Here is a 13759-nt window from a genome sequence, read left to right as displayed (position 1 = left end):
GGATTGGCCTTGATGGTCAATCAAATCTTTGTCGTTGTTACCGTTCATATATATTTACCCTTAGAAAAAATCATCTTGGAATGCCAAATCAATGGTTACCGCGTATTGGCTATAACGCGTTCTCATTTCCGCATTCTCAAGAACTAACGTGTATTGAGCGTTCCTGTCGAACTGAGAGCCAATAAGCTTTAACCTAGCTTCGCGAGTACGCTCATCCATCACTTTACTCACGCTATCAAAGTTAATCGTTTCACGACTGGAGACTTCATTACCTTGTGCATCGACGATATAGACATCCAACAACCGTGCGACAAAACGCTCGCCTACAGGGTCTGTCTGAATAAATCTGACCTTGTCGATATTGTTTACTAATTTAATGGGCTGAGTGGCTGCTACAACACCTACCGGTTGTTTCTCATGTTTTGCTGCTTGTTCTTTTTGTAGCTCGCGCACATGCAGTACCGGTACACAGACTTCCTGTAGCATCGCTCCGCCGTGCACAAACTTGGCACCACCAACGAAGTGGAAGCGTTGAGCCGCTTTTGGAAGTAGGAACTCTGCCTGATATGAAGAGCCACTAGAGCCATGAGCCGTATCGTTTATTGAGCCTTTCCAACAGGCTTCATCTGAAGGCAAGTTATTACCAACGATATAACGTTTCTTGGCTTCTATCGCGCCAGCAGGTTTGGTTTTCAACGAGGTTTTGTCAGCCGCTGCAAGTGCTTTTTGTTGGAAGAGGAAGCCATGGTCAGCGGTGATCACAACTCGGCTGCCGTTTAGACGGTTGATGACCCGCCCAACGAGGTCTTTTAGCTCTTCAATGGCACTACGACAGGCTTCAAACGTTTTTTCTTCAGTTGCAGCCTTATCACCAATCGCATCAATGGTATCGTGATAGATATAAACGACTTCTACGTCTCGAACCTTGTCACGCCCCTCCTGGTTACTCCAGCTCATCAGTTCCTTAGAACTCACTGCCATACCACCTACCTTCTGTAGGATGGCGTTGCGGTTGTCTAAACCCTGTGAAGAAATACCATCCACATAAACAGCCGTGCCTTGCTCTGGCTGGTAACTGAGCGCCTTATGAGGCAATAATGCCGCCATCCCAAGTTGGGTATAACTCGGCAAAACGCCCAACTGCGTAGACACCTCAGCCTTAAATCGCTTCTCGTTGTTAATGATAGCGCCAAGCTCATTCGCAATTTCAAAACGCAGGGCATCAGAGATGATCACAAACACGCGTTTTGTCTGTTTCAGACTCAGTCGTGTGCGAACTTCTTTTTCATAGAAGTTATACTGGTGCGGTACGCCAGAAATCTGCCACTTTTCAAGTAATTTCTCATTGGCCAAGTGACGATCCCAGGCAAGGCCAAGCTCATATAAGTACCAGTTGGTATAAATGCTTTCGACTTCGTCGTCGAGCTGACGCAGTATGTCCGCACCTTTACTCAATACAGAGTGCACATGTTCATTGAACAAACGGTAAGCCTGGTCAAAGCGATAAATGTCTGTGGTATAGGCGTCGTACATTGCTTTCGCGTTATCAAAGTGGAACCCATCCACATAGCGATTTCGCAAGTGCATTAACTCTTCAGCGTTGCGGATAGCTTCATAAATTGCGAAATATTCTTTGCGTGATAATGTCCAATGGCTAGCAAGACGTCTTGATAAGACCGTATCAAACTGAACTCGGTCTAGCGCTTTACTGCTATCGAGCAAATCACGAACTAAACCACGGATTATGGCCTGCTCCACAGCTTCGAACGTTTCGCATTCGATAAGCTCAACCGGATGGTACTGGCCAGCACGAGTCGAAATTTCCAACTGTTGGCTAAGCACCTTAGAGATGCTTTCGTAGTAAACGGCGAAAGACCGGCTGTCGCGCCAGCTCACCATAAACGCCAAGGCTGTCGCCCGGCCTGATGCGCTTTTTAGAACATTGTTAAGCAACCAATCGCGTTCAACACCTTCAATTTGGCTCCAGAATTCAGTACAGAATAATTTCAACACGAAGTCTGAGAAGGTTGGCTCTTCGACTGTATAACCAAAACCCTCACTCAGATAGGCCCAGAGTGAGGTCTCAAGATCAAACTTACTTAGCTGGCTCCATAAAGGTTGGCCAAGGCTTTCATCTTCGATATAAGCCGCATACTCGCGTAGTAACCCAAGCAGAATGTCCGACAAAGACGCAGAATCAGCTTTTACAACCACTGCCATCATCTTCCTGTCTAACGACAGTTCGTCTTCGTTCTCAGTCACCCACTTTTTTAAACCGGCTATGCGCTGTTTATTGGCAAAAAAACTCTGGCGCTTACGAATGTACGTGCGAAGCGCCATTTTCGGAATACCCAGCTCATTAAGCAACATTGAGCTGTGATCAGCAAAAAACTGCTCGCTATACAAACGCACGTCCAGCAACCAATCGCGGTCAGGCTCTGGCTCAGCGCTTGGAAAATAGATAAGGAATTTAGCTTCACGCTCATCCACTTCAATACGTTTTTTCACTGCCAATACGGACTCATTGCCCATATTGAGGATAGTCAAATCATTTGGCAGAACTCTGGCAGTTATATCTGCCGCTTTATCACCTGATTCTTTTGCAAGCGATAAAGAATTAGCTAAATGCTCAAGCTCTTCAGTAAAGCTTTGCTCTGGGTCGTACCAAAACACAATGCGGCTTTGTTCAAATTTGGCAGCAACGCCTTGTGCCAGTTCACTAATCTGCATTAGTTAACCTCCGGGGCCGAACCGGTAATGGCCTTAACATCAGCCAACAGATCACCAAACTTGCCGTAATTCACTTTCACGCCATCATCCAAATCCAGTGAAATACGCATATCAGCGTAGTGTTTTAGCTTGTCATCAAACTCGCGTAGTTCAACCTGTTTCTTGATTAAGGCATCCAACTCTTTCTTGAAGCGGTTCGCTTCACTGGTCGAGTCTGCCGTTTCAATCTGCTTCTCAAGCTGCTCTGCATAAGCATCGTATTTGCCGAGTAACGGGGTGACATACTCGGTACGCATACGAGAAAGCGTACCCTCGTTGTAACGGTGCAGGTAAACCAGGCACTCAAAAGCCTTCTGTTTACCTGAGCTAAACAGCCAATAAATAGGGCGTTTTTTGTAAGTCTTCAGGTGGTCTTTATAGAACTGAGTCGATAAATAACGGCGAATCGTCTCCAACGCTGATTCAGATTTTTTCGGTTTAATGGCGTTTAGGCATAGTGTTTCGGCAACGAAATCCAAGTTTTCTTGCAGATGTTCTTCACCCCATACGACTTGAACAAACTCACGAAAACGGTTGGTGGCATCATCTTTGAACCATTCTTGGTCAGTTAGTGGAATAATGCCGTCTTCGTCGGCAGCGAAAGATTGGTAAACACCTTCGGCAACGAGTTTATCAAAGCCTTCGTTGCCTGAGTGGGCATAAACTAAGCCTTCACGATCGAGAGAGTAACGTCCTAACATGCAGCCAATTGAGTAGCTAATAAATTGAACAATCCGTTCACTCTTCATCTTTGAGTTATCAGTAGTACCAAACCTGTATAAAGGATTGCTATTTAATGTAATTTGCTCTGCATTTATTGAAGAATCTAAAATTGATCTTAAATTATACACATCAATTATTACTTCATTAATTTTCATTTCTAATGACATAGCATCAGAAATTTGATTGCTCTCAAATTTTTCAACCTGCATCACTGAATCAGATATTCTATATAATGAATATCGTTGGCACGCTGTAATCAAGGAGTCCCTTTTGAAATCCCAAGAAACTTCAGATGAGTCCCAATCGTTTTTAGAAATTTCTATGAGACATCTTACCGCAGGAATAAAGTCGCTATATCTCTTTATACTATCATGTAAAAATGGGAGCTTTTTAAAATCTCCAATTTGAAAACTTAATGTTGGATTTAAAAGCTTAGTGAACACCTCTACAGCTTTAGAGTTAAGAAACCCCAAAGCTATATCAACAGACTCATTGTCAAAAAATGCAGAAGGGCCTTTAGCGTCAAATAAAAAATTAGACGGGAAAAATCTAAATGAAGAATAGGCTGAAGTTATATCCGACCAAGTTAAGCCTGGCCTAAAATAATTATGCTCACCACGAATACAGCTGTTTTCACGAGACTTTATGTCTAAGCCATCACTTTCCCAATTCACAACATAATAATTATTCCCATACCATTTTCGGTATTCACCGCCTTTATTATATGGAAACCATTTATAAAAAAACTTGCTAAAATCAATTTCATGCCAGTTCCTGACAAATAAATCATTATCACCAGTCTGAATTCCATTTGAGGACTCAGACACGTCGCCAATTAATGTCCCACAAAAGGAATCTCTAACTGTTTGGCTTACCCAATATGCTAAAGGACTCCCAGGAATCTTTTTGAAATCATCTGATGCAGCTACCGACAATCGTTCATTCTTCACAGGAAACTCATAGGGCACACCATATTCATTTATATCTTCATTATCAGCATATGAGAAAAATCCTTTATAACCGCTCAATTGAATATTCCGGAAAATGGTCGCATTCGTACCAAATGCAATTTTCATAACTCCATTCCCCATATGCACCATGTTTTCAATAGTTTTATGTCTTAATATAAAGTCCCTCATTTGTTCATAACTAGATAAGAACATCCAGCTTTGCATTGTTACCATTGAATTAAGACCTGCTTTTTTCAGCCAGCCAAATCCTCGTTCGATAAAAATGGCAAACAAGTCTGATTTACTATTTGGGTATTGTTTCTTAGCAAACTCTTTCAAATCTGCATTCATTCCTTTTGCTCCCATATAGGGAGGATTAGCAATCACAGCATCGTAACGAATAGATAAAACCAAAGCCTGATGCACAATTTCAATCAATTGCTTTGCTGCTGGCTTTTGCATTGAGTCGCCTGACTCTTGAAGCTCGACAAGCGTGTTCATCAACTCTTTTAGCTGGTCATGCTCATCGCTTGGAACATCAATCAAAGAACCAAAGGTCTTAGCTTGAGAAAATCTTGCCAATGTTCGCGTCAGCAGTTGGTAGCGGTTGTCTGCATTGAACGAGCTTAAATCTTGCTCATCATCTGAGAACAAGCCTTGTGATGTGCCGCTTTGCCAACTTCCCGATAGATTGAGTGCTTTCCATAAGGTCGGCAGGTCAATATGGTTACTTTCCTGCAATGACAGTACATTGAGTCGCACATTACGGGTAAAAATACGCTTATCGTCATCTCTCGCCATCATCATCAACGCAAAGCCAGATAACTGTGCTGCACGATCATCTATGTCTAGGCCGTAGAGGTTATTCTCCAAAATCATCTTTGGAATATCACGAGAGCGGAAACCTCGTTCTTCGTAGATGGCTTTTAGTACGTTGTAAGCTTCAATCAGTATGTGGCCCGAGCCACAAGCGGGATCGAGTACTTTGATGGTTTCAGGCTCAATCGATTCTGGCGTAATAGCCTTTAGCTGTTGGTTAACTTCGTCAGATTGTTCAGCAGGCTCAATGTAGTATTCCATCTGGCTTTTAATGGCAGAGTCTGGGTAGGTTTGCAGCCATTGACGACCGACTGAGTTTTGTACCAGGTACTTTACAATCCAGTTAGGTGTAAATAGCTGAGTAGCGGCAGGAATGTCTTCACTTTTGACTACTTTTCCGATGACCTGATCTTTCTTTTCAGAAATGTAGAATTGGTAAAGCCAGCCAATCACTTCGACTTGTTGCCAGTCTTCTTCAGGAATGCCGTCTACCAACCCACGCAGAATTGAGTCGGTACGCATTAGGTTGTCTGGTAGCAGAAGTTCTGTTTCATCGTCCAATGCGTCAAATAAGAAAGGCATCGCTTCATGAAGCTTATGGCACTGGCCCAACAGCAGTTCACGATACAGCTCTTCGTCTTTGTTGCCCGCAAGCTTGAGTTCGATAATGCGAGCTCTATCTAACCCGAGTTCATCCGCAGCATCTTGCGCATGGTCGATAATTTCAAAGCCTTTAGGGTTGTCTGGGTGCGACAAAACACGGAAACCGTGGCCTAGATAGTCATGGATTTCCATATAGCGAATAGCACACAGACGGTTGAACCAGGTATAAGCTACTTGTTCAATAAGTTGTGCATACCCCAGCTTCTGGCTTCTGGCCACTATGCGTTTTCTGGGCTCCGCCAGTTTACCGTCAAAACTGTTACCGGCGATTTGAAGCACAGAACCTTGTAGATTCGCTTCTGCAATTTGTAGCTCGCCCTTTTTATTCGCGGTGATACCAAAGGTATTTAATCGTTTAGCTACCGCATCCATAAATTCGCGGCGCGCTTTTGGTGCGTATTTTTTAATGTTGTTCGTATTCATATGATCTTGCGCCTCTTATTCTGTCTCTACGCTGCTTGCGGGTTGTAATGCGGTTCTTCTCGCTGGATGGCCGGTAACAGGTATTCCTGCTCAGCAACCTTGTCGAGTAATGATCTTATTGTTCCACCCGCTTGATACATAGCTATCCGTTGCCTCTTACTTAATTCTTACTCGGTCGCCAGCTTTGACCGCAGCAATCAGCTGCTCTCTTAAAGCGGCAAGATAGGCATCAACTTCGGCTTCACTTTCAATGAATCCGGTTGTTACTGACTTAGCCATGGCATCGGTTGAGTTAATCGTTACGGTACGTTTTGCAACCGGCTGTGGCTGCACTGGTTCAGAGACTGGCTCAGGTGCTGGAGCTGCTTTACCGGCTTTCGCTGCTTCCTCTTCGCGTGTCTGCTGTTCGAGTTCACGACGTCTTTGCTCAGCTTCAGCTTTTTTGCGTTGATCTTCGATAAAGCCATTCAGCAACTCATAAGCTTCGTCCTCGTAACCTTCCGCTTCAGTTTGCTCACTGATAATTTGTGGTATTGAAGAGGTTGCTTCAATGCGCTGTCTGCACATTTGTAACGGGCGCAGTGCTTGGTTCTGTAATTCAGACGGTGCATGAGCTTCAGCTAGCGCTTCTTTTACACGTCCGATGCGCAGATCAACACGCTCTAAGGCATGAGTGCGTTTTTCTTCAACCAATGTTGAGTTAATTTTTGCCACCTGCTCGATAAGCGGATTAATGTGGCGCAGCTGCTCATACGGCGAGGGCATATTGTAAATGCGTTCTAATTCAGTGAGCGCTTTTAATGCTTCACTGTCTTTTTCTAACGCAGGTCTATTGGCCTTAAACTTCTCGTTCAATGCGCCAGCAAGGGCTTGCCACGTTTGAAATTGGCTATTGTAGAAGTCATCAAGATCCTCAAAATCCTCAGCAAACTCTTCAAGGGCATCAGCGTCTTCTAAGAATCGGGTGATAAGAGCGAAGCTTGAAGTTTGCTCAAGAATACCCGCGACCAATGCAAGACCCTCGTCAATTTGAGATTTACCTGGGAAATGGCCTGTCTGTGACTTGGTTCTGAATGATTTAAGCTTTTCATTCCAAGCCAGTAATTCATCGCGCACTAATTCGTAGAGCTCCTTCTCACCAGATCCGGTAAAAGTTTTAGAAAAGATCTCTTTAACAAGACCAGCAGCCTTTTTAATTTGGCGCTCGTCATGTTGCCTGATTTTATGTACACGGATCTCGCCGCGTTTACGCACGCTGGTAAACGGCTCGTAAGCTTTTTTCAACGCCAGATCTGTGCCTTGGGTACTAAAAGATAACTTTCCAGCCAAGCCCAGCCTTGCGGTGAGCAATAAGATTTCATTGTCTGGCCAGCCATACGGGCGCTTGCCGAAGTGGGCAACGATGTCACGTAAGTAAACAGGCTCATTACGCTCGACTTTTAGCGTTACGTACTGCTCAACCTCACGCGTAGCTTCTGGGTTACATTCATCCGCTTGAAGATCCAGTCCAATCTGAGCAATATCATCAGCAACAAGAACGGCCTGTAGCTCACGCAAAACTTCACCAGGCGTTGCCTTGAGCATGTTCAATTTAGCGAAGGTATTTTCGATAACGTATTTGTATGCTTCTTCGACGATGGCACTTGGCGTTGCTGATTTCTTCGGCAGTTTTGTGCCGATCGCGTAAACGTCAGCCTCGGCAAACAAAGCTTCAAAATCCGTTCTTAAGCGTTTTTCACGCTCCATATTTTCCATCTGCTTTTCGCGGAGAAGGTGTTCTTGCTCTGGTCGCTGTCCTGAATTTTGTTTTAAGAATCGGTCAGTTTTTATAAAGGTTGTCAGCTCATCCCAAAGACGCTTATGTTCGCCCAGCTTGACGAGCACGCACCCATCAGCCTCAAGCGTATGATTGAGGCACGCTTGATCGTGGGCGTAATTTTCAAAGTGCGAATCCAAAGGTGAAATGACTTTAATGACTAGGTCTTCCAGTGTGGTGCCATCTTTTGGATGACCATTGCAAAAACGGCTCACCGCAAAGTCTTGCTTATTAATCGGGTAACGATAGGCACGATTACCTTTCAAAATACCGTCAAATACGATGGCTGAAAGCTTGTTCGAGACCTCTGACATTTCAACGTCAGTGTGACGGATCTCGTTTTCGATCTCTTTTTCTTCGTTGGTCAGGAAGATAAACTCATCACCATTACGCGCAATCAGCAATTGGCGTTCAAGACGATTCAAGCTCTCTTCAATTTGTTTACGCAGCGCAATTTTATCGGCATCGATTCGATCAATTGACAGCGTCACAAGGTTGTCTAGTGTGCTTTTGACAACGTCCACATAACGGATCAAGAAAAGCGTTTTTAGGATCTTGCCATCAAAATCCGTTAAGGAATCCAACTCACAGGCTTGGTCAATCGTTCGCTTAACCGCTGGCTCCAAAAAGCTTTCAATCGGTGCGTAGAAACTGTAAAACGGGATTAACACATCAAGGCCAGAGTCCTTCATTTGTTTTGCAGCTGATTGGAAAGCATCAAGTAATGAACGCTCACCCATGGCTAAGTGCTTACCCGTCGCGCCTTTTGTTCGAATTGACTCAAACACTTTTTGAACCAGCGTGTAGTGGTAAGGCACAAACGGATAGTTGTCCACGAAAGACGGAGCGTCGGTGTAGCCCTTTAGAGACGCGGTTGTCGTTTTATCAAATGTCAGCTGGTTACGAAGAATGTCGCCCTTTTCAGCAAAGACATCGATGAGGTATGTACGAGCTTCTTCCGTTTTGGACAACAATCGCTTTTGAATAACTTCCGAGGTATTCGAGCTCGACAGCTGTAAGCGGGTACTAAAACGCCCTTGAATTTTAGAGAAGTCCTCGCCATCGCGCTTATCCATACCACCAATGGCAGCATCAATGTCTGCCTGAGAGGTAACAACGATCCAAGCTCTGCCACCACAATATGTGCCAAGATCTTCAGTAATGGTCTGAAGCTTCAACATCATTTGTGTGTTCTTACCGATAAACTGACCGACTTCATCGACTAAGAAAAGAAGGTTACGATCCCCAGTGCGATCTAAGTATTCATTAACCCACTTACAGAAGTTTCGGATATCTAGCGGGAAATTGTTTTCAACCTGCTCAACCCACGCTTTGGCAGACTCTAATGATTGCTCACTGGCATGAGCGAGTGCTTCTGAAAGTTCGTCTCGATAGAAGTCATAGGCGTCACGCTCCTTTTCCCAAGTTGATTGAGTCAACTCAGCAAATTTGTCCTTGAAAGATGCGTATTGATTACGTTTATCAAGCTCGCGTTCTAAGTGCGCAATATGAGGAAAGTCAGCGCAGTATCCTACACGCTCATTAAAGACTTTGAGGAAAACCTTAAGAATGGCATTTTCTCGGTCGTCCGTATTGGCTCGCGAATCGATGTTAAAAAGAATAACATCAGTGTCTTTGGTAACCGCTTTTTGGATGTCCGCCAACAGCATGGCGTCGTTGATTTTGTCTTTGAAAAACTCAAACGCTTGTCGGCCTTGGCCATCTTTTTCAACAGATTTATTCTCAAGCAAATAAGATAAAATTTTCAGGAAGTGCGATTTACCCGAGCCAAAGAAGCCAGAAATCCACACACCAATTTTACCTGACATATCACCGTGGCTTTGCGTCACAGATGGGACGTAAGCCTCAAAAAATGCACGAAAGTGTCTATCTAACTCTCGGGTAACAACATACTCATCAAGCTCGACATACACACTGTCATTGTCTTTTTGTTCCGCTTTAACAACGCCATTAATGTCACGCGTCAACTTCTTGGAAAAAATCTGTTCAATTTTCATTCGGGAGGCTCCCTGCTCTTAAATTTTTTTACCGTCTTCAGGCACAAGTTTGAAGGCGCGATAGTAGTTTTTAGATTCGATCATGCCAAAAGGATGCAAATCCCTTCCGCTATATTCACCCGGATAGAAAAGCACTAATGGCGTGCTCCCCATCACGTCTTGCAGAGCACTAAGTAACTCATGTCCTCGGACAAGAGGCCACGCACTGCCTAAGCCTGACAGCAACACAAACTCAAGTTCTGATGGCTTATATTTGTCCGCGATATACCTTGCCACTTTCTCTTGGCTCAGAGGCCCGGCTAGTGTTTTTCGAAGACCATCAACACCGACTTGCAATTCACGCTGGCAAGCTCGGTCGAAAAGGCCTCGCTCCTCAAGCATATCTATCAAGACTTCAAAAATATTGAGATGGACAAAACGGTAACCACGCTTGTTGAGTTTTTCGTCAACGTGCTTAAGGTGCTCTCGTACAAGCAGTTCATACTTGGCTGGATAGTCAAATACCCAAAATCCAATTTCATTGCCCAAGCCATCGTTTTTCAAAAACTTAGGGCTTTCAATTCGTTCCTGTATAAGATCAAGCCTGGTCTGGAGAGCCTTCATATTGTGCACTCCATGACCTCAATCAAATCTTCCCGGCCCAGACGAACTAACCAGTCTTTAACTTCTGGCATTAGGTAAACAGGTTGTATTTTCTTTGTCCTGCTATCACTCAGGTAGCCACTATCAACCAATGCCTTAATTGCGTTGTTACCCATTTTTTTGACAGTTGAGTCAGAAAAACCGCCAAGTTCGGCATATGCCCGCACTCTCGTGTCATAAAACTCAGACCATGCATCAGCGGTTAAAGCGGGTTTATAGGTGCGACGAGCCTCGGCTAAGGTATGTCGCATAAAATCAGCGACAACCGGAGAATGAATGAGTAATGACATCATCAGCATTTGGACATAGGCACGTTCACTCGCGGCTAAAAGATCAGTCATAAACTCATCACCCAGGCCTTCAATACGCCAACGGATTGTTCTGGCATAACGAATAGCCGTCTGACCGGATTTTTTCTGAAGAACATTTTGCTCAACGATCAGCGACTTCCACTCATCTTCTGGAAGTTTTTTCAGTAGCGATTCTGCGATTATTCTAGATTCAGTTATCAATAAACTGCTTCCGATAAGATCGCCTAAATATTCTTTTATATTCATAAATTCATCTCACGATTCGCTATATCCAGGAGCGAGTGCAGCATTGTCAACGCCGTATAGTGCTTCTGGATTTTTAAGTGCTAAATGGAACTCTCGCCCATTGCTCTTGCTATTCTTTGAACAATCGATATTCCATAAACGCAGTAAATATCCAGCGAACGCAGCTCTTATCTCTACACGCAACCTATTGTTTTCCATTGCGTAGTCTATCAATACAGCTTCTGGATGTGCTAGTTTTGGATGAGGTATCAGCTCTAGTTCAACGATTCGGTTCCATTGCTTATCCCACTGAAGAGTCTCAACTTCGTCGTTAACCTCATCTTCTAACAACTCAACTTCACTTATTCTGGTTAACACAAAATCCCTAAATTCTCTATGCTTTCTATCGAATGCTCGGACATGCCATCTCAAGCCATTGTCAATCAAGGTATGAGGAACTATTTGCCTGCTCCCATGACCACTCGACAATGAGGTGTACTCAATATTAATCACCGCGCGTTTATGTATGGCTTCACTAACCGCCGCTACCACTTCCAATTTCGGCTTATTGAGATGAAATGGTGCTTCACAAGCCATAGGTGGCCTAACCTTGCCAAGAAAGCCATCACCGAACCCTTGGCTTATCGTCGCAAGCGTTCGAACAATGTCATAATCAAACAACGGCTGGAATGTGCTCGTCTTCAAGTGCACTCTGCGCTTTTCGTCATACATAACGTTGTTAGGAGCCAACGCTTTGTACCGCGCAAAATCTTGTGTTGCCACAGACGGCGCTACGCTAAAGCGCTCGGTTAAATAACTCCGCCCAGCTTCACCTTTAAATAACAAAGTGAAATCAATATGAGCGAGTCGTTCTCTCTGTGCTTGGCTAAGCTCTTCAAGTCCAGTGTTGTCTTGCACTGTCAACCTCTCAATCCATTTGGGACAAGCCCTAATCATCTAAAACTAGGAAGCCATCGATTGAATGCCATCAAGCAACCTACTGTTTTTCATTAGGTTTCATAGTATCAACAAGTCGTCTTGTTGGCTATAAAAATTGGCTTGATATTGTTCGAATGTTTCTTTTCTGGCCTTGATAGAAGCTCACGCTGGAATGCCAACTGACGCAATTCATTCTCTCGAACACGCCTAGCACTGATGAATCCCCTAATGATTTTGGTAAAAATCATTAAGTTAAGGTGGATACACATCTTGTCATATGATCAAATGGTTTCGCGAAAAATCAATAATCAGACAACAAGATGTGCGAACTCGATATTTTACACGACTCTCTTTACCAATTCTGCCCCGAATTACACTTAAAACGACTCAACAGCTTAACGTTGGCTTGCCACGCATTACTTGACTGTAAAACTCTCACTCTTACCGAACTTGGCCGTAACCTGCCAACCAAAGCGAGAACAAAACATAACATCAAACGAATCGACCGATTGTTAGGTAATCGTCACCTCCACAAAGAGCGACTCGCTGTATACCGTTGGCATGCTAGCTTTATCTGTTCGGGCAATACGATGCCCATTGTACTTGTTGACTGGTCTGATATTCGTGAGCAAAAACGACTTATGGTATTGCGAGCTTCAGTCGCACTACACGGTCGTTCTGTTACTCTTTATGAGAAAGCGTTCCCGCTTTCAGAGCAATGTTCAAAGAAAGCTCATGACCAATTTCTAGCCGACCTTGCGAGCATTCTACCGAGTAACACCACACCGCTCATTGTCAGTGATGCTGGCTTTAAAGTGCCATGGTATAAATCCGTTGAGAAGCTGGGTTGGTACTGGTTAAGTCGAGTAAGAGGAAAAGTACAATATGCAGACCTAGGAGCGGAAAACTGGAAACCTATCAGCAACTTACATGATATGTCATCTAGTCACTCAAAGACTTTAGGCTATAAGAGGCTGACTAAAAGCAATCCAATCTCATGCCAAATTCTATTGTATAAATCTCGCTCTAAAGGCCGAAAAAATCAGCGCTCGACACGGACTCATTGTCACCACCCGTCACCTAAAATCTACTCAGCGTCGGCAAAGGAGCCATGGGTTCTAGCAACTAACTTACCTGTTGAAATTCGAACACCCAAACAACTTGTTAATATCTATTCGAAGCGAATGCAGATTGAAGAAACCTTCCGAGACTTGAAAAGTCCTGCCTACGGACTAGGCCTACGCCATAGCCGAACGAGCAGCTCAGAGCGTTTTGATATCATGCTGCTAATCGCCCTGATGCTTCAACTAACATGTTGGCTTGCGGGCGTTCATGCTCAGAAACAAGGTTGGGACAAGCACTTCCAGGCTAACACAGTCAGAAATCGAAACGTACTCTCAACAGTTCGCTTAGGCATGGAAGTTTTGCGGCATTCTGGCTACACAATAACAAGGGAAGACT

At 44.1% G+C, this 13759-nt stretch carries 7 protein-coding genes; 1 reads left to right on the top strand and 6 read right to left on the bottom strand.

The window, feature by feature from the left end; all coding sequences use genetic code 11:
- Positions 1-60: 60 nt before the first annotated feature.
- The 6 genes from pglZ to AACU98_RS06965 form a co-directional block, all read right to left on the bottom strand.
- Positions 61-2730, bottom strand: a complete 2670-nt coding sequence (pglZ, locus tag AACU98_RS06990; protein WP_060554886.1) for a BREX-1 system phosphatase PglZ type A — start codon at positions 2728-2730, stop codon at positions 61-63.
- The gene (gene pglX, locus AACU98_RS06985) at positions 2730-6347 is read right to left on the bottom strand and encodes a BREX-1 system adenine-specific DNA-methyltransferase PglX (protein ID WP_060554887.1); all 3618 of its coding nucleotides are present in this window, start codon (positions 6345-6347) and stop codon (positions 2730-2732) included. The genes pglZ and pglX overlap by 1 nt, the downstream gene beginning before the upstream one ends.
- Positions 6348-6503: 156 nt before the next feature.
- Complete coding sequence (gene brxC, locus AACU98_RS06980; RefSeq protein ID WP_060554888.1) at positions 6504-10181, bottom strand: BREX system P-loop protein BrxC; 3678 nt, start codon at positions 10179-10181, stop codon at positions 6504-6506.
- 18 nt (positions 10182-10199) lie between these two features.
- Complete coding sequence (locus tag AACU98_RS06975) at positions 10200-10784, bottom strand: DUF1788 domain-containing protein (protein ID WP_004249341.1); 585 nt, start codon at positions 10782-10784, stop codon at positions 10200-10202.
- Entirely contained in the window at positions 10781-11380 is a 600-nt protein-coding gene (locus AACU98_RS06970) for a DUF1819 family protein (protein ID WP_049194747.1), read from the bottom strand. The genes AACU98_RS06975 and AACU98_RS06970 overlap by 4 nt, the downstream gene beginning before the upstream one ends.
- A 9-nt stretch (positions 11381-11389) precedes the next feature.
- Complete coding sequence (locus tag AACU98_RS06965; RefSeq protein WP_156868342.1) at positions 11390-12316, bottom strand: WYL domain-containing protein; 927 nt, start codon at positions 12314-12316, stop codon at positions 11390-11392.
- A gap of 302 nt (positions 12317-12618) precedes the next feature.
- Here AACU98_RS06965 and AACU98_RS06960 point away from each other — a divergent pair.
- Positions 12619-13759 (top strand): IS4-like element ISVsa5 family transposase (locus AACU98_RS06960; RefSeq protein ID WP_001443860.1); only part of this gene is annotated, 1141 nt, incomplete at its 3' end.

The organism is Proteus sp. G4380, assembly GCF_963885725.1.
In the GTDB taxonomy this organism is placed as follows: Bacteria; Pseudomonadota; Gammaproteobacteria; order Enterobacterales; family Enterobacteriaceae; genus Proteus; species Proteus mirabilis.
The sequence above is the reverse complement of the archived record's forward strand: the minus strand, read 5'-3'. Positions and strand labels throughout refer to the sequence as shown.